At 73.8% G+C, this 16,562-nt stretch carries 17 protein-coding genes and 1 tRNA gene; 8 read left to right on the forward strand and 10 right to left on the reverse strand.

Annotation, left to right across the window (positions count from 1 at the left end; translation table 11 throughout):
- A complete protein-coding gene (locus tag Sdia_RS12840) occupies positions 1 to 1,065 on the reverse strand; it encodes a phosphotransferase family protein (RefSeq protein WP_115068505.1) in 1,065 nt (354 codons plus the stop codon).
- Between the two features lie 193 nt (positions 1,066 to 1,258).
- Here Sdia_RS12840 and Sdia_RS12845 point away from each other — a divergent pair, with 193 nt between their 5' ends.
- Positions 1,259 to 2,194 carry an NADP-dependent oxidoreductase gene (locus Sdia_RS12845; protein ID WP_100456065.1) on the forward strand — a complete coding sequence of 312 codons (936 nt, stop codon included), beginning with the start codon at positions 1,259 to 1,261 and terminating at the stop codon, positions 2,192 to 2,194.
- 12 nt (positions 2,195 to 2,206) lie between these two features.
- On the opposite strand, the gene Sdia_RS12850 is transcribed toward Sdia_RS12845, so the two are convergent.
- From Sdia_RS12850 to Sdia_RS12870, 5 genes are all read right to left on the reverse strand, one after another.
- The gene (locus Sdia_RS12850) at positions 2,207 to 2,530 is read right to left on the reverse strand and encodes a DUF202 domain-containing protein (protein WP_100456064.1); all 324 of its coding nucleotides are present in this window, start codon (positions 2,528 to 2,530) and stop codon (positions 2,207 to 2,209) included.
- Positions 2,527 to 2,916, reverse strand: a complete 390-nt coding sequence (locus Sdia_RS12855; RefSeq protein WP_189500559.1) for a YidH family protein — start codon at positions 2,914 to 2,916, stop codon at positions 2,527 to 2,529. The genes Sdia_RS12850 and Sdia_RS12855 overlap by 4 nt, the downstream gene beginning before the upstream one ends.
- Positions 2,913 to 3,452, reverse strand: coding sequence for an NUDIX domain-containing protein (locus Sdia_RS12860; protein ID WP_189500558.1), 540 nt, complete (start codon positions 3,450 to 3,452; stop codon positions 2,913 to 2,915). Before Sdia_RS12860 ends, Sdia_RS12855 begins: the two co-directional genes overlap by 4 nt.
- 68 nt (positions 3,453 to 3,520) lie before the next feature.
- Positions 3,521 to 4,285, reverse strand: a complete 765-nt coding sequence (locus tag Sdia_RS12865; protein ID WP_100456061.1) for an SDR family oxidoreductase — start codon at positions 4,283 to 4,285, stop codon at positions 3,521 to 3,523.
- Entirely contained in the window at positions 4,282 to 4,956 is a 675-nt protein-coding gene (locus tag Sdia_RS12870; protein ID WP_100456060.1) for a TetR/AcrR family transcriptional regulator, read from the reverse strand. The genes Sdia_RS12865 and Sdia_RS12870 overlap by 4 nt, the downstream gene beginning before the upstream one ends.
- Before the next feature lie 159 nt (positions 4,957 to 5,115).
- Here Sdia_RS12870 and Sdia_RS12875 point away from each other — a divergent pair, with 159 nt between their 5' ends.
- The 3 genes from Sdia_RS12875 to Sdia_RS12885 all read left to right on the forward strand — a co-directional run bounded on the left by Sdia_RS12875 (position 5,116) and on the right by Sdia_RS12885 (position 9,905).
- Complete coding sequence (locus Sdia_RS12875) at positions 5,116 to 6,771, forward strand: FAD-binding dehydrogenase (RefSeq protein ID WP_189500557.1); 1,656 nt, start codon at positions 5,116 to 5,118, stop codon at positions 6,769 to 6,771.
- Positions 6,772 to 7,337: 566 nt separating this feature from the next.
- Positions 7,338 to 8,291 (forward strand): hypothetical protein, encoded by a 954-nt coding sequence (locus Sdia_RS12880; protein WP_100456059.1) that lies wholly within the window; start codon positions 7,338 to 7,340, stop codon positions 8,289 to 8,291.
- 57 nt (positions 8,292 to 8,348) lie between these two features.
- Positions 8,349 to 9,905 (forward strand): APC family permease, encoded by a 1,557-nt coding sequence (locus tag Sdia_RS12885; protein WP_191835344.1) that lies wholly within the window; start codon positions 8,349 to 8,351, stop codon positions 9,903 to 9,905.
- Between the two features lie 112 nt (positions 9,906 to 10,017).
- Here Sdia_RS12885 and Sdia_RS12890 read toward each other — a convergent pair whose 3' ends face one another.
- Together Sdia_RS12890 and Sdia_RS12895 are read right to left on the reverse strand one after the other, a co-directional pair.
- Positions 10,018 to 11,415 carry a GntT/GntP/DsdX family permease gene (locus tag Sdia_RS12890; protein WP_100456057.1) on the reverse strand — a complete coding sequence of 466 codons (1,398 nt, stop codon included), beginning with the start codon at positions 11,413 to 11,415 and terminating at the stop codon, positions 10,018 to 10,020.
- A gap of 120 nt (positions 11,416 to 11,535) precedes the next feature.
- Positions 11,536 to 12,063: a gluconokinase gene (locus Sdia_RS12895; protein ID WP_115068504.1), complete on the reverse strand. Its 528-nt coding sequence runs from the start codon at positions 12,061 to 12,063 to the stop codon at positions 11,536 to 11,538.
- 153 nt (positions 12,064 to 12,216) lie between these two features.
- Between Sdia_RS12895 and Sdia_RS12900 the strand changes: the two genes are divergently transcribed.
- A complete protein-coding gene (locus Sdia_RS12900; RefSeq protein ID WP_115068503.1) occupies positions 12,217 to 12,939 on the forward strand; it encodes a FadR/GntR family transcriptional regulator in 723 nt (240 codons plus the stop codon).
- A 42-nt stretch (positions 12,940 to 12,981) separates the two neighbouring features.
- Here the strand turns inward: Sdia_RS12900 and Sdia_RS12905 are convergent, their stop codons facing one another.
- Both Sdia_RS12905 and Sdia_RS12910 read right to left on the reverse strand, forming a co-directional pair.
- Positions 12,982 to 13,437: a YchJ family protein gene (locus Sdia_RS12905; protein WP_189500556.1), complete on the reverse strand. Its 456-nt coding sequence runs from the start codon at positions 13,435 to 13,437 to the stop codon at positions 12,982 to 12,984.
- Between the two features lie 92 nt (positions 13,438 to 13,529).
- Positions 13,530 to 13,617: transfer RNA gene (locus tag Sdia_RS12910), tRNA-Leu, on the reverse strand.
- Positions 13,618 to 13,872: 255 nt separating this feature from the next.
- On the opposite strand from Sdia_RS12910, the gene Sdia_RS12915 reads away from it, so the two are divergent.
- The 3 genes from Sdia_RS12915 to Sdia_RS30545 all read left to right on the forward strand — a co-directional run bounded on the left by Sdia_RS12915 (position 13,873) and on the right by Sdia_RS30545 (position 16,550).
- Positions 13,873 to 15,180, forward strand: coding sequence for a M20/M25/M40 family metallo-hydrolase (locus tag Sdia_RS12915; protein WP_100456120.1), 1,308 nt, complete (start codon positions 13,873 to 13,875; stop codon positions 15,178 to 15,180).
- A 237-nt stretch (positions 15,181 to 15,417) separates the two neighbouring features.
- Entirely contained in the window at positions 15,418 to 15,651 is a 234-nt protein-coding gene (gene chpH, locus Sdia_RS12920; protein WP_030696532.1) for a chaplin ChpH, read from the forward strand.
- A gap of 143 nt (positions 15,652 to 15,794) precedes the next feature.
- Positions 15,795 to 16,550: a chaplin gene (locus Sdia_RS30545; protein WP_100456054.1), complete on the forward strand. Its 756-nt coding sequence runs from the start codon at positions 15,795 to 15,797 to the stop codon at positions 16,548 to 16,550.
- Positions 16,551 to 16,562 lie beyond the last annotated feature (12 nt).

The following is a 16,562-nucleotide window of genomic DNA, read 5'->3' on the forward strand; positions in this document are numbered from 1 at the left end:
TCAGCCTTCCTGGAGGGTGGTGAGACCGTGCTCGATGAAGACGGGGACGAGTTCCCCGATGCGGTCGAAGCCCGCGCCGACGGTCTGGCCGAGCGTCCAGCGGTAGTGGATGCCTTCGAGGATCACGGCGAGCTTGAACCAGGCGAAGGCCGTGTACCAGGAGACCGCCGAGGTGTCCCGGCCGGACCGCTCGGCGTACCGGGCGACCAGTTCGGCGGGGGAGGGGTGGCCCGGTGCCCCGGCGGTGGTGCCGATGGGCGAGCCAGGCAGCCGGAGCGGCGTGCTGTACATGACCAGCAGACCCAGGTCGGTCAGCGGGTCGCCGAGCGTGGACATCTCCCAGTCGAGGACGGCCCGGACGCGGTCGTCCGGGCCGATCAGGGCGTTGTCGAGGCGGAAGTCGCCGTGCACCACGGTGGCCGGGCCCGAGTCCGGCAGCGCCTCGCCGAGGGCGGCGTGCAGCGCGTCGATGCCGGGCAGCTCGCGGTCGCGGGAGGCGTCGAGCTGCTTGCCCCAGCGGCGCAGCTGCCGGCCGAGGAAGCCCTCGGGCCGTCCGAAGCCGGCGAGGCCCACCGTGGCCGGGTCGACGGCGTGCAGGTCGACCAGGGTGTCGACCAGTCCGAGGACCGCCTCCCGGGTCCGCCGCTCACCGAGCGCCGCCAGCTCCTCGGCGGTGCGGTAAGGGGTGCCCTCGACGAACTCCATGACGTAGAACGGCGCCCCCAGGACCTCGCTGTCCTCGCAGAGCAGCACCGTCCCCGGGACCGGGACCGGGGTGTCGCGCAGCGCGCTGATCACCCGGTGCTCCCGCGCCATGTCGTGGGCGGTGGCCAGCACGTGGCCGAGCGGGGGCCGGCGCACCACCCACCGCGAGGCGCCGTCGGTGACCGCGTAGGTGAGGTTGGAGCGGCCGCCCTCGATGAGTCCGGCGGTCAGCGGCCCGGTGACCAGCCCGGGCCGCTCCGCGTCGAGGTGCTCGCGCAGCCGGAGCAGGTCCAGGCCACGCGGGGAGGGGTGCTCGCCGTCCTCCTGCGGGGCGGGAATGTCCGGTCGCTCTGGGCTCATCGTGGCTCCTGGGTGCTGCGGTACGGCAGGGTCGCCCCTCATGATGCCGACCAGTCGGTATGCCGTCCAGGGGTGGAGCCCCACGTGACCCGGATCGCCTCCCCGCCCGCCTCCCCGCCCGGTTGCGGCCCGCCTCCCGGGCCCCGAGCCTCGGAAGGAGGGGGGCACGTCCCAGCGGTCCGGGAGGCAGCAGATGCAGGGGATCAGCTACCGCACCTTCGGCGGCCCGGAGGTCCTGGAGTACGGCGACCTGCCCGAACCGAAACTGGCGCCCGACGCCGTCCTGGTCAAGGTGGTCGCCACCGCCGTCAACCCGGTCGACCTCGCCTGCCGCTCCGGCCTGCTCGCCCCGCTCCTCGACACCTCCTTCCCGGTGATCCCCGGGTGGGACGTCTCCGGCGTCGTCGTGCAGCGCGGCTGGTCGGTCGACGAGTACGCGGTCGGCGACGAGGTCATCGGCTACGTCCGCAAGGACTGGCTCAGCCAGGGCACCTGCGCCCAGTACGTGGCCTGCCCGGTCCGCACCCTCGCCCACAAGCCGCGCAACCTCGGCTTCCAGGCCGCCTCCGGGCTGCCGCTGGCCGGGCTCACGGCCCTCCAGGCGCTGCGCCGGTGGCTGGGGCTGCGGCGCGGCGAGACCCTGCTGGTGCACGGGGCGGCCGGCGCGGTCGGCTCGATGGCGGTCCGCATCGGTGTCGACCTCGGCGCCCGCGTCCTCGGCGCCTCCCGGGCCGACGCCGCCGAGCGGGTCCGCGCGCTGGGCGCCGAACCGGTGGCCTACGAGGAGGGCTTCGCCGCGGCCGTGAGGGAGCTGGCGCCGGAGGGGGTGGACGCGGCGCTGGACACGGTCGGCGGGCAGGCGCTGGCCGACACCCCGCCGCTGCTCGCGGAAGGCGGCCGGCTCGCCTCGGTCGCCGACGGCGAGGTGCTCTCGCTGGGCGGCCTCTACGTCTTCGTCCGCCCCGACCCGCGCGACCTCGCCGACCTGGCGGGCCTTGCCGAGGCCGGGGTGGTCGGCGTCACCGTGGCCCGCACCTTCCCCCTGGAGCGGGCCGCCGAGGCCCACCGGGCCGCCGCCGAGCACCCCGGCTCGCAGGGCAGGACCGTGGTCGCCGTCGACTGGGAGTGACCTCCTCACGCGTCAGGCGGGGGAGGCCACCAGCACCCCGGCCGACACCGCCAGCCCGACCGCGCAGCACACCGCGCCCACCGCGACCGGCGCGGGCAGCGGTACGGGCCGGGCCGGGGCGAGGGCGCGGACCCGCCGGTGCGCCAGGGCGACGAAGCCGAGCCACAGCAGGAAGCACGCGGCCAGCGACAGCACGCTCGCGGCGCCGCCGGAGCGGTGCACGGCGGCCCGGGTGGCGAGCACCGCGACGACCGTGAAGGAGAGGGTGGTCCGTCGCCAGGCGAGCCGGGTCCGCTCCGGCTGGAGCCCCGGGTCGCGCACGGCCCGCGTACTCACCCGGCCCAGCCGAAGACCACGACCACCACCATGACCAGCGCCACCACCGCCACCAGCAGGCTCAGGACCGCCGGGAAGCGAGAGACGGGCAGATCCTCACCGCGCCGCATGGCCCGTTCGCACCGCACCCAGTGGTGGACGGCGCGCAGCGCGCAGAGCACGCCGGAGGCGAGCAGCCCGAGGGCCAGGGTGATCCGCCAGGCCGCCGGGAGGCCGGGCAGGAACTGGTCCACGGCGAACCCGCCCGCGATCAGCGCCAGCGCGGTCCGCAGCCAGGCGAGGAAGGTCCGCTCGTTGGCGAGGGAGAAGCGGTAGTCCGGGGTGTCGCCCTCCTCGGCGATCCGGGTCGGCGACCACCACAGCCTGAGGTCGGACCAGGGGCTCACCGGCCCTCCCGCTCCCGGGCCGCCAGCAGCTGCCAGGCGGCGAGCCCGTCGGGCACCCACGGCCACTTCGGGAGCCGGGCGGCCAGCTCCTCGTCGGTGAGGAAGGCGTGCCAGGCCACCTCGGAGACCTGCGGCCGCACCGGCGGCTCGCACCGCACCTCGTAGACCCGCGACCACCACGAGCCGTGGCCTTCCGGGTCGTCGTGGAGGAAGGAGAAGAGCGGTGTGGGGGCGGGGAGGCCGTCGACGCCCAGCTCCTCCTCGGCCTCCCGCAGCGCCGCCGCGTCGTACTCCTCCCCGGCCCCGACGACGCCGCCGACGAAGAGGTCGTAGCGGGAGGGATACAGCAGTTTGGTGGCGGTGCGGCGGTGGACGAAGGTGTGTCCCCCGGCGTCGCGGACGCGGACGAAGACGCACCGGTGCCGCAGCCCCCGGGCGTAGACCTCGCCGCGCCGGGCGGTCCCGGTGACCCGGTCCTCGGCGTCCACCACGTCCAGCAGTTCCTCGGCGGGGTTCTCGGACGGCTCAGTCTCCATACGGACCATGTAACACCCCGCCCCCGGCCCGGGCGGGTCAGGGGGCGGGGTGTCGTCCGGGTGGCGGGTCACTGGCCCATGACGTACTTCACCGTCGGCCCGGTGGTCCAGCCGCCGTCCACGGCCAGTTCGGCGCCGGTGACGTAGGAGGAGGTGCCGGAGAGGAGGAAGACCACCGCCCCGGCGATCTCCCCGGCCTCGCCCACCCGGCCCATCGGGGTGTTGGGGTAGTGGCCCTCGCCCGGCCGGATGCCGGTCTCCGCGGTCATCGGCGTGTACGTCATGCCCGGATGCACGGAGTTGACCCGGATGCGGTCGGTGCCCAGCTCCACGGCGGCGAGCTTGCTGAGACCGCGCACGCCCCACTTGGAGGCGCCGTAGGAGGAGGTGAGCGCCAGGCCCATCAGTCCGGCGGCCGAGGAGATGTTGACGATCGAGCCGCCGCCCGCCTCCCTCATCGCCGGGACGACGGTCTTCATGCCGATGAAGACACCGGTCAGGTTGACGTCGACGACCCTGCGGAACCGCTCGACGCTCTCCGTCTCCAGGAGCATCCCGGTGGAGACCCCCGCGTTGTTCACCAGCCCGTCGACCGAGCCGAACTCCGCGCGGGCGTACGCCACCACGCGCTGCCAGTCCTCCTCACGGGTCACGTCGAGGTGCTGGTACCGGGCGGCGTCGCCCAGTTCGCGGGCGGTGGCCGCGCCCTCTTCGTCCAGCACGTCGGCGAGGACGACGCGGGCTCCGGCCGCGACCGCCTGCCGGGCCGTCTCGGCCCCGAGGCCACGGGCCCCGCCGGTGATGATGACGGTCTTGCCGCTGAGGTCGTTCATGGCGCTGTCCTTCCGTCCGCGGGTGCCGTCGCCCGCAGCAGTGATGCGGTGGTCTCGACGAGGTCGGCCAGGAACAGCCGCTCGCCGGTCAGAGGGGTGGCATCCGCCAGGTACTGCCGGGCCCGGTCGGCCAGAGCCGCGCCCACCAGGGTCAGCGCGAGGTCCAGCCGCTCCAGCCGCAGCGGCTCCGGGAGCGAGGTCAGGCATTCCTCGATCCGGCCGATCACCTCCCAGTAGCGGGTGCCGGCGAGCGTCGGGTGCGGGACGCGGCGGCGGACCCCGCTCTCGTGGCTGAGCTGGGCCGAGACGCGCAGCCCGCGCCGGCCGCGTCCGGTGGCCAGCTCGCTCGCCTCGGCGGCGATCAGCGCGCCCAGCAGCGCGCGGAGCAGGTCCGGTGACGGGTCGCCCTCAGGCGCCCGGGTGTCGCCGTTCAGCCCGCGCGCGGACAGCTCCGCCGCCAGCACGGCCTCCGTACGCCGCTGCCGCTCGGCCATGACCGCGTCCAGCAGCCCGGCCCGGGAACCGAAGTGGTACTGGACCGCCGACGGGTTCGCCTGTCCGGCCAGCCGTGTGATGTCGCGGAGCTGCGCGCCGTCCACCCCCTGCGCGGCGAAGACCTCCTCGGCCGCCCGCACCAGTTTCTCCCGCGTCCCGCTCGCATCCCTGACCATGGGCCCAGCGTAATGCCGCGCATTATTAATGTCCAGCATTAGCTTCGGTGGGGGCCCGGCGGCACGGGTCCGGGCGGAGGCCGCCCCGGGTGTTGACGCCCGCACCGGCGCCGCACAAGATCTGACCCACCGGTAACCCCAGGGAACGAGGACGTGGACATGGCCTACGACGCAGACGTGATCGTGATCGGCGCGGGGCTCGCCGGGCTCGCCGCCACGGCCGAACTCGTCGACGCGGGACGCAAGGTGATCCTGCTGGACCAGGAGCCCGAGCAGTCCGTCGGCGGCCAGGCGCACTGGTCCTTCGGCGGCCTCTTCTTCGTCGACTCCCCCGAACAGCGCCGCCTGCGCATCAAGGACAGCCACGCCCTCGCCCTCCAGGACTGGATGGGCACCGCCGGTTTCGACCGCGAGGAGGACCACTGGCCGCGCCGCTGGGCCGAGGCGTACGTCGACTTCGCCTCCGGCGAGAAGCGGGCCTGGCTGCACGGGCAGGGCGTCCGGTTCTTCCCCGTCGTCGGCTGGGCCGAACGCGGCGGCTACGACGCGGGCGGGCACGGCAACTCCGTCCCGCGTTTCCACATCACCTGGGGCACCGGGCCCGGCCTGGTCGCGCCCTTCGAACGCCGGGTCCGCGAGGGCGTCGCGCGCGGCCTGGTCGAACTGCGGTTCCGGCACCGGGTCACCGGGCTCGGCCGCAGTGCGGGCAGCGTCGACACCGTCACCGGCGAGGTGCTGGAACCCTCCGGCGCCGACCGGGGGCGGGCCAGCAGCCGCGAGGTCGCCGGGGCCTTCGAGCTGCGCGCCCAGGCCGTGATCGTCACATCCGGCGGCATCGGCGGCAACCACGACCTGGTCCGCCGCAACTGGCCCGAGCGGCTCGGCACCCCGCCGAGGAAGCTGCTCTCCGGTGTCCCCGCGCACGTCGACGGGCTGATGCTGGACGTGGCGGCCGAGGCCGGCGGCAACCTCATCAACGGCGACCGCATGTGGCACTACACCGAGGGCATCGAGAACTGGAACCCGATCTGGGCCCGGCACGGCATCCGCATCCTGCCCGGTCCCTCCTCGGTCTGGCTCGACGCCACCGGCAACCGGCTGCCCGTCCCGCTCTTCCCCGGCTTCGACACCCTCGGCACCCTCGAGCACATCATGCGGACCGGGCACGAGCACACCTGGTTCGTCCTCAACCAGCGGATCATCGGCAAGGAGTTCACCCTCTCCGGCTCCGAGCAGAACCCCGACCTCACCGGCCGCTCGGTACGCGGCGTCCTCCAGCGGGCCCGTGCCGACGTGCCCGCCCCCGTCAAGGCGTTCATGGACCAGGGCGCCGACTTCGTGGTCGAGCGGGAACTGCCCGCCCTGGTCCGCGGGATGAACGCGCTCACCGACGAGCCCCTCATCGACGAGGCCGCCCTGCACCGCACCCTGACCGCCCGCGACCGCGAGATCACCAACCCGTTCACCAAGGACTCGCAGATCACGGCCATCCGCGGCGCCCGCGCCTACCTCGGTGACCGGCTCATCCGCGCCGCCGCACCGCACGCGATCCTCGACCCCGCGGCCGGCCCGCTCGTCGCCGTACGCCTCAACATCCTCACCCGCAAGTCCCTCGGCGGCCTCCAGACCGACCTCTCCTCCCGCGTCCTCACCGAGGCGGGGGAGCCCCTCCCGGGGGTCTACGCGGCCGGCGAGGCCGCGGGCTTCGGCGGCGGCGGGGTCCACGGCTACCGCTCCCTGGAGGGCACCTTCCTGGGCGGCTGCCTCTTCTCCGGCCGCACCGCCGGCCGGGCCGCCGCCAAGGCGCTGGCCTGACCCCGGGGCCCGTCCCGGCGCATTGCCCGGCTGCCCGCCCGGCCGGGCCGGTGCGCGGGGACGGGGTCCGCGCGTCGCGGGCCCGCTCCCGCGGGGCGGGGCCATCGAGCGCCGGCCGGGCGCGGCGCACCGGCCGGGACGGCTGTACGGGCGGACGGGCCCGCGCGTCGGCGAACCCCGGCCCGTCCGGTGTTGAGGGGCGACGCTCGCCCCCCTCGGTCCGGCCGTCGCTCGAAGGACTCGGTGACGTGCGTTGCCGCCCCGCCGGCCCGGTGCCCGAGGGGGACAGTGGCCCGGCCCCGGGGCTGGGGGGCGGGCATCGGCGGCGCCGAGGCGGCCCCCCAGCCCGTCCGGCGCTTGGGGACGGCCGGGCGGCGGAGCGGCCGGCCGCGCCCCGGCGAACCTCGCCGCGCGGCCGCGGTCCCTGCCACGAGAAGGGGCAACTGGCCCGCGAGGCACAGGCGTTGCCCCGCTCTGGGCCCGGGTGGGCCTTGACGCGGCGGGCCCCGCAGGCTTGACTGCGCGTGATCAGTCGCTCGCACGTCGTGTCGTGAAGGACCCTCGCGGTGCCCCCACCCCCGCCCCCGTTCGGCCGTGCCCGCAAACGGGCCGGCAACCACCTCGACCCCGCACTCGGCGACGCCGAGCTGATCGCCGCCCGCGCAGCCCTCACCCAGGGCCGCTGGACAGCCGTCCGCGAACTCCTCGCCACCACCGGCGCCGACTGGGATCTGCGCGGCCACCGCCTCACCGTGCTCGCCGGCACACCGGGCGCCGCCGCCTGGGGTGAGGAGTGGCGGATCGCCGAGCCCGACAGCGTCGACGCCGCCGCCCTCATCGCCTCCGCGACCGTCGTCCGCGCCCTCGGAGACCGCCGGTACTACCCCGAGGCCACCGCCGCCTGCCATCACGCCGCCGTCCTCGCCCCCGAGGACCCCACCCCCTGGCTGGCCCTGCTGCTGCTCGCCCGCAGACGGGGCACCGAGGACGAGGTGGTGCGCCTCTTCGACGCGGTGCGCGTACGCCACCAGGACCACCACATGGCACACCACCTGATGGTCGCCCGGCTGGCCGAGCGGCATCCCGAGGACGGCCGTGACCCGCTCCACGAGGTCTACGACTTCGCCGCCTGGTCCGCCGAACACGCCTCCCCGGACTCCCCGCTCGCCGTCCTGCCGGTGGTCGCCCACGCCGAGCGCTACCGGGTGCTGGCCGCCGCCGGGAGCGAACCCCCGGACCCCGCCGCTTCGGGCCACTGGCGCTCGCGCCGTGCCCGGCAGGTGCTGCGCACCGCCTTCGACTGGTGGCTGGAGTGGGAGCAGCGCCTGGACCGGAGCCGGATCCGCACCGATCTCAACTACCTGGCCCACGCCAAGTTCTGCGAGGGCCGCCCCGCCGAGGCCGCCGCCCTCTTCCACCGCATCGGCCCGCACGCCACCCGCGCCCCGTGGGCCTACCCCGACCGCGACCCGTACGACGCCTTCCACGCCGCCCGCAGCGCGGCCCTGGGCACCGCCTGAGCCGTCGGCGGGCCCGGCCGCGCCGCCGTACCGTCCACCCCGAGAGGACCCGAACCGATGACCGCCGAGTCCCCCTCGCCCGAGGGAATCCGCACCTACAAGGGCGAGGAGCGCGCCCTGCGGGCCGACCGCCTGGGCACCACCGGGCTGCTGCTGTCCGTCCTCGCCGCCAGCGCCCCGCTCATGGTGGTCGCGGGTGTCATGCCTACGACATTCGGGGTGATGGGGATCACCGGGCAGCCTCTGCTCTTCGTGATCCTCGGAGTCGTCCTCGCCCTCTTCTCCCTCGGCTACGCCGAGATGAGCCGCCATGTCCACAACGCGGGCGCCTTCTACGCGTACATCTCGCGCGGACTCGGCGGGACCGTGGGCGCCGGGGCCTCGCTGGTCGCGCTCGTGGCGTACAGCGCGATGCAGGTCGGCATCTACGGGATCTTCGGCTTCGAGGTCTCCGTGATCTGCTCGACCTACCTCGGGCTGGACATCGCCTGGTGGGTCTTCGCCCTCGCCTCGGTGGCCGCCGTCGCCGTCCTCGCCTGGCTGAAGATCGACCTCAACGCCCGGGTCCTCGGCGTGCTGCTGCTGATCGAGTGCGTCCTCGTCGTCATCTTCGACGTCGCCGCCATCGCCGAGCCCGGCCCCGAGGGCCTGTCGCTGCACGCCTTCAACCCGGAGACCCTGACCGGCGCCGGGCTCGGCACCGCGCTCTGCTTCTGCATCGCCGCCTTCGTCGGCTTCGAACAGGCCCCGGTCTACGCCGAGGAGACCCGGCGTCCGCACATCGTCGTCGCCCGGGTGATGTTCCTCGCCATCGGCTTCGCCGCCCTCTTCTTCATGATCAGTTCCTGGGCGCTCACCGTGGCCTCCGGCCCCTCCGGCATCGTCGGCGACGCCCGCGAGCAGAGCGCCGGACTCCTCTTCCACCTCACCGAGTCGCGGCTCGGCGGCACCTTCACCGACGTGCTGCACATCCTCTTCGTCACCGGGATGTTCGCGGCGATGCTCAGCTTCCACAACGTCGTCGCCCGCTACGCCTTCGCGATGGGCCGCGAGGGCCTGCTGCCCTCCGCCTTCGGCCGCACCAACCCCGGCAGCGGTGCCCCCGGCACGGGCTCGCTGCTCCAGACCGGGATCTCGGTGCTGCTGGTCGCCGCCTTCGCCCTCACCGACGGCGAGCCCGCCGGGGACCCGACCGCGCCCGTCCTCAGGATGTTCACCTGGATGGGCAACGTCGGCGCGCTCGGCATCATCCTGCTGATGGCGGCCGCCTCCCTCGCCGTCATCGTCTTCTTCGCCCGCCGCGGCGCCGTCCGCGCCCAGCTCTGGCGGCTGGCCGCCTCCGGCGTCGCCGGGCTCGCCCTGCTGACCATCGCCGGATACACCGTCAAGGACTTCTCCGTGCTGGTCGGCGCCGAGTCCGGCTCCGCGCTGAGCTGGGTGCTGCCCGGCGTGATCGGCCTCGCCGCCGTCGCCGGGGTCGCCTACGGCCTGATCCTCAAGCGGACCCGCCCCGAGGTGCACGCCCGCATCGGCCAGGGCAACGAGGCCTTCCGGCTGGAGAAGGCGGCGGGCGCGGGCGACCGGCCCGCAGCCGACCGCACCCCCACCGGCTGACCACGGCCGCACGGAACGCCGAAGGGGCGGGGCCCGCGGTCCGTACCGCGGGCCCCGCCCCTTCCCGCGCGCCGCGCCGGAGCGCGTACTCCGGCGCGGCGCCGCCCCGGTGCTACAACACCAGCGAGAGCAGCAGGACGAAGACGAGCGAGACGACGGAGATGATCGTCTCCATCACCGACCAGGTCTTGACCGTCTGGCCGACGTTCAGCCCGAAGTACTCCTTGACCAGCCAGAAGCCGGCGTCGTTGACGTGGCTGAAGAAGAGCGAACCCGCGCCGATCGCCAGCACCAGCAGCGCCAGGTGCGAGGCCGACATGTCGGCCGCCAGCGGGGCCACCAGACCGGCCGCCGAGATGGTCGCCACCGTCGCCGAACCGGTCGCCAGCCGGATCGCCACCGCGATCAGCCAGGCGAGCAGCAGGGTCGGGATGGCCCAGCTCTCGGAGAGGTCCAGGATCATCTGGCCGATGCCGACGTCGATCAGGGTCTGCTTGAAGCCACCGCCGGCGCCGACGATGAGCAGCACGCCCGCGATCGGGGCGAGCGACTTCTCCACCGTGGCGGAGAGGCGGCCCTTGGTGAACCCGGCGGCGCGGCCGAGGGTGAACATGCCCACGATCACCGCGGCGAGCAGCGCGATCATCGGCGAGCCGATGACGTCGAAGACCCGCTGGACGCCCGCCTCGGGGTCGTCCACCACGATGTCGACGAGGGCCTTGGCGAGCATCAGCACCACCGGCAGCAGCACGGTGGCCAGCGTCGCGCCGAAGCTCGGCCGGCGGTCGGCCTCCTCGGTGGCGCGCTGCGGGATCATCTTCTCGGGGGCGGGCACGTCCACCCAGCGCGCGGCGTACTTGCCGAAGACGGGACCGGCGATGATCACGGTGGGTATCGCGACGAGGACGCCGAGCGCCAGGGTGATGCCGAGGTTGGCGCCGATCGCGTCGATGGCGACGAGCGGGCCGGGGTGCGGCGGGATCAGGCCGTGCATGACCGACAGCCCCGCCAGCGCGGGGACGCCGATCTTCATCAGCGAGTAGTTGCCGCGCTTGGCCACCATCAGGACGACCGGGATCAGCAGCACGATGCCGACCTCGAAGAAGAGCGGCAGACCGATGACGGAGGCGATGAGGACCATGGCCCACGGCATCGCCCGGCCGCCGGCCCTGGCGAGGATCGTGTCGACGATCTGGTCGGCGCCGCCCGAGTCGGCGAGGAGTTTGCCGAGGATCGCGCCGAGCGCGATCAGTACACCCACGCCCGCCACGGTCGACCCGAGTCCGGCGGTGAAGCTGGTGATGGCCTTGTCCAGCGGCGCACCGGCGAAGGCGCCGAGGGCCAGCGAACCGATGGTCAGCGCCAGGAAGGCGTGGACCTTGAACTTCGTGATGAGCAGAACGATGACGGCGATACCGGCGAGAACGGCGATCCCCAACTGGGCGTTGCCCGCGGAGGTGATCGGTTCCGCCGCGTCCGCTGCCAGCATCTCGACGCTGAGACGGGTCACGGGATTCTTCCCTCGTGTGAAGAGTGGGTGGGGGAGGGGGTGGAGCGGGTGGGGCGAAGGGGGCCGTACGGGGTGTCCACCCGCGCGGCCCCCCGGGTTCCGGGCCAGGACCGGCCGGGGTCAGGAGGCTTCGGCGCGGCCCCGGTCGTAGGCGGCCAGCGCCTCGCAGGCACGGTCGGCGATCTCCTCGGGCGTGCCGGCGACGTCGACGGCGATCCCGGCCTCGTCGGCCTGGAGCGGCTGGAGCGTCGCGAACTGGGAGTCGAGCAGGGCCGTCGGCATGAAGTGCCCCTTGCGCTCGGCCATCCGTTCCTCGATCAGCGACCGGTCCCCGGTGAGGTGGACGAAGATCACGCCCGGCCCGGAGGCGCGCAGCCGGTCCCGGTAGGAGCGCTTGAGGGCGGAGCTGCTGACGACGCCTCCGAGCCCGGCCCGGCTGTGGGCCCAGGCGCCGATGGCGTCCAGCCACGGCCAGCGGTCGCCGTCGTCCAGCGGCGTGCCGGCCGACATCTTGGCGATGTTGGCCGGCGGGTGGAAGTCGTCGCCCTCGGCGTACGGGACGCCGAGCCGTTCGGCGAGCAGGGGGCCGATCGTGGTCTTGCCGGTTCCTGCGACGCCCATGACCACGACGACGTGGGGGGTGTTCATTGCTGCCTCGCTCGCTGTCCTCTTCGACATCGTTCGCCTGTCGGGCCCCGGAGGGTCACGACACTGAAACCCATTAGGTACGACTAATTCAAGAGCCTGTGACGTAAAAGTCTGACTTTTTGTTCCCGCTGGCAGCCTCGTAGGGTGATCGCCATGACCACACAGGGCGGGGGACTCCACGCGCGGGTGCTCGACCGGCTCGGCCCCGCGATCACCGAGGGCCAGTACCCGGCGGGCAGCGTGCTGCGCACCGACGAACTGGCCCAGCGGTACGAGGTCTCCCGGTCGGTCATGCGCGAGGCGGTCCGCGTCCTGGAGTCGATGCACCTCGTCGCCTCCCGGCGCCGGGTCGGCGTCACCGTGCTCCCGGCCGAGGAGTGGAACGTCTACGATCCGCAGGTCATCCGCTGGCGGCTGGCCGGAGCCGACCGCCCCCGCCAGCTCCGTTCACTGACCGTGCTCCGCTCCGCCGTCGAGCCGGTCGCCGCCGGACTCGCGGCCCGCCACGCCAGCTCCGCCCAGTGCGCCGAGCTGACCGAGAACGCCCTCGGCATGGTCGCCCACTCCCGGGGCCACCAGCTGGAGGGCTACCTGCGCCACGACATCGCCTTCCACCGCGTCGTGCTGCGCGCCTCGGGCAACGAGATGTTCGCCCGCCTCGGCGACGTGGTCGCCGAGGTCCTCTCGGGCCGCACCCACCACCAGGTGATGTTCCACGACCCCGACCCGGCCGCCGTCACCCTGCACGTCCGCCTCGCCGAGGCCGTCCGCGAACGTGACGCCGAGCGCGCGGAGGCCCTCACCCGGGAGATCACCGTCGGCGCCCTCCAGGAGCTCGACATCCTGGACCCGCCTCCGGCACCGGCCGAACGCTGAGAGCGGTCCGGCCGGCGGACCCGCCCCGCGCCGGCGGACCGCTCAGTCGCGTACGTCCCCGTCCACGTACCGCCACGCCCCGCCGTCCTCGCCGCGGGTGAAACGGCTGTGCTCCGCCAGCACCCCGCTCTCGCCCCCGGCCGTCCAGTGGGCGCGGAAGGTCACCGTTCCCGTCGCGTGGAACGCGCTCCCCTCGGACGTCCCGGTGATCTCCAGCCCGATCCAGCGCATCCCCTGGTCGAGGTGCAGCACGGCGGGGCGGGTCCGGGGGTGCCAGGTGCGCAGCAGGTAGGCGGCGTCACCGACCGCGAACGCCGTGTACCGCGAGCGCATCAACTGCTCCGCCGTCGCCGCCTCGGCCGCCCCCGAATGGAACCGCCCGCAGCACGCGCCGTACGCCTGCCCGGTGCCGCAGGGGCAGGCGTCGGCGGACCGCGGGCCCTGAGCGGTGGTGCGGCGGAAAGCGGTGGGGCGGGGGCGGGCGGCGCGACGAGACATGGGCCCCATTCTCCACCCCGGCCCCCGGCCGGCGAACTCCTCGCCCCCTGCCCCGGAAACGCGAGAACCCCAGCCGGAGCTGGGGTTCTCCCTGGTGTCCGAGGGGGGACTTGAACCCCCACGCCCGATAAAGGGCACTAGCACCTCAAGCTAGCGCGTCTGCCATTCCGCCACCCGGACAAGGTGTCTGTCGTCCGCCGGGGCTTCCCTGCGGCGACGTGGAAAACCATAGCAAACATCTGGGGGTCCCCGATCACCCCCGGGGGCCGTCCGCCCCCGGGAAGGGCGGCACCCGGGGGAGCGCTCCGTGTGTGACGGGCGTGTGCCGGCCGGGACCCGGTCTTGGGCGCGGGGCCCGCCCGGGGCGAGGATGAGGGGAACCAAGACGGCGACGAGCCAAGGAGCAGCGTGAGCGAGCCGAAGACGGACCACGGGATGGGGAGCCTGCGCGGCGAGGACGAGGTGGTCGACCTCTGCCGCGACCTCATCCGGATCGACACCAGCAACTACGGCGACCACTCCGGCCCCGGCGAGCGGCGGGCCGCCGAGTACGTGGCGGAGAAGCTCGCCGAGGTCGGGCTGGAGCCGGAGATCTTCGAGTCCCACCCGGGCCGCGCCTCCACCGTGGTCCGGATCGAGGGCGAGGACCGCTCCCGCCCGGGTCTGCTCATCCACGGCCACACCGACGTGGTACCCGCCAACGCCGCGGACTGGACGCACGACCCGTTCTCCGGCGAGATCGCCGACGGCTGCGTCTGGGGCCGGGGGGCCGTCGACATGAAGGACATGGACGCGATGACCCTCGCGGTCGTCCGCGACCGGATGCGCTCCGGGCGCAAGCCGCCGCGCGACCTCGTCCTCGCCTTCCTCGCCGACGAGGAGGCCGGCGGCACCTGGGGCGCCCGGCACCTCGTCGACAACCACCCCGGCCTCTTCGAAGGCGTCACCGAGGCGATCGGCGAGGTCGGGGGCTTCTCCTTCACCGTCAACGAGAAGCTCCGCCTCTACCTGGTGGAGACCGCCCAGAAGGGCATGCACTGGATGAAGCTGACCGTGGACGGCACCGCCGGACACGGCTCGATGATCCACCGCGACAACGCCATCACCGAACTCTCCGAGGCCGTCGGCCGCCTGGGCCGCCACGAGTTCCCCATCCGCGTCACCAAGACGCTGCGGCACTTCCTGGACGAACTCTCCGACGCGCTCGGCACCGAGCTGGACCCGGAGAACATGGACGAGACGCTCGCCAAGCTGGGCGGCATCGCCAAGCTCATCGGCGCCTCGTTGAAGAACACCGCCAACCCCACCCAGCTCGGCGCCGGTTACAAGGTCAACGTCATCCCCGGCCAGGCCACCGCCCACGTCGACGGCCGCTTCCTGCCCGGGTACGAGGAGGAGTTCCTCGCCGACCTCGACCGCATCCTCGGCCCGCGGGTGCGTCGCGAGGACGTGCACGCCGACAAGGCGCTGGAGACCACCTTCGACGGCGCCCTGGTCGACGCCATGCAGACCGCGCTCTCCGCCGAGGACCCCATCGCCCGCGCCGTGCCCTACATGCTCTCCGCCGGTACCGACGCCAAGTCCTTCGACGACCTCGGCATCCGCTGCTTCGGCTTCTCCCCGCTCCAGCTCCCACCGGAGCTCGACTTCGCCGGGATGTTCCACGGCGTGGACGAGCGGGTCCCGGTCGACGGACTGAAGTTCGGGGTCCGGGTGCTCGACCGGTTCCTCGACGCCTCCTGACACCCCTATCGGGTGAGCCCGGCAGCACCTGGGCGTTGGCCCGGTTGCCGCAGCGGGGGCGCGGGCAGTCTCACCGGCGCCGCACCCCCGCCGACGGGCGTCTTGCCGTAATCGGCCGGACGTACGTATGCGACTGGGAAGAGTGAACGTCGGATGCCGCGCGTACCCCCTCCTTGGATCCTTCGTTACACGTGGTGCGGTCCGCGGCTGGGATCGCATTGCCAACAAGGAGGAATCATGATCAAGAAGGTCGTCGCCGCTGCGGCAGCCACGGGTGGCCTCGTTCTCGCCGGCGCGGGCATGGCCGTCGCCGACGCCGGTGCCCAGGGCGCCGCTGTCGGTTCCCCCGGCGTCCTGTCCGGCAACGTGGTCCAGGTTCCGGTCCACGTGCCGGTCAACGTCTGCGGCAACACCGTCTCCGTGATCGGGCTGCTGAACCCCGCCTTCGGCAACACCTGCGTCAACGCCTGACGTTGCGCCTCGCCCCGCCTCACGTGGGGCTGAAGTCCGCCGGCCTCGGAGCGCGCGCCATGCGCTCCGGGGCCGTCGGCATCTACGGGCGCCACCCGCTCGGGTGGCGCACACTCCGGAAGGTCAAAGGCAGGGAACAACCTATGCGACAGGTCATGCGCAAGGGCCTGATCACGGTGGCCGCGGCCACCGGCGTCATCGCCGTCACCGGCGGTTACGCACAAGCCGACGCGGGCGCGGGCAGCGCCGCCACCAACTCGCCGGGCGTGCTCTCGGGCAACTCCGTCTCCGTCCCGGTCCACGTGCCGGTCAACGTCTGCGGCAACAGCGTGGACGTGGTGGGTGTCCTCAACCCCGCCTTCGGCAACGGCTGCGCCAACGTCGGCGGGGAGCAGCACACGACCGGCGCCGAGCAGCGCGCCGTCCAGCCGGCCGAGGAGAGCTCGACCCGGTCCGGCGGTGCCGGGGACGCGCCCTCGGGCGCGACCGCCGAGGCCGTCGCCGCCGGCTCGCCGGGCATCCTCTCCGGCAACGTGGTCCAGGCGCCGGTCGACGTGCCGGTCAACGTCTGCGGCAACTCCGTCTCCGTGGTCGGGCTGCTGAACCCCGCCTTCGGCAACAACTGCGCCAACGCGGCGCCGGAGCCCCAGAAGCCCCCGGTCACCCCCGAGAACCCGGAGGAGCCCGGGGAGCCCGAGAAGCCGCCGGTCACCCCCGAGAAGCCCGAGGAGCCGCCGGCCACGCCGGAGAAGCCCCACAAGCCGCCGGTCACCCCTGAGGCGCCGGAGGAGCTGGCCGAGACCGGCAACTCCGTGCCGGTCGGGCTCGGCGGAGCCGCTGCCGCCGGGCTGCTGCTCGGCGGGGCGATCCTCTACCGCAAGGCCCGCCAGGCGGCCTGACCCGGCCCGGGC

Source organism: Streptomyces diastaticus subsp. diastaticus, assembly GCF_011170125.1.
In the GTDB taxonomy this organism is placed as follows: Bacteria; Actinomycetota; Actinomycetes; order Streptomycetales; family Streptomycetaceae; genus Streptomyces; species Streptomyces diastaticus.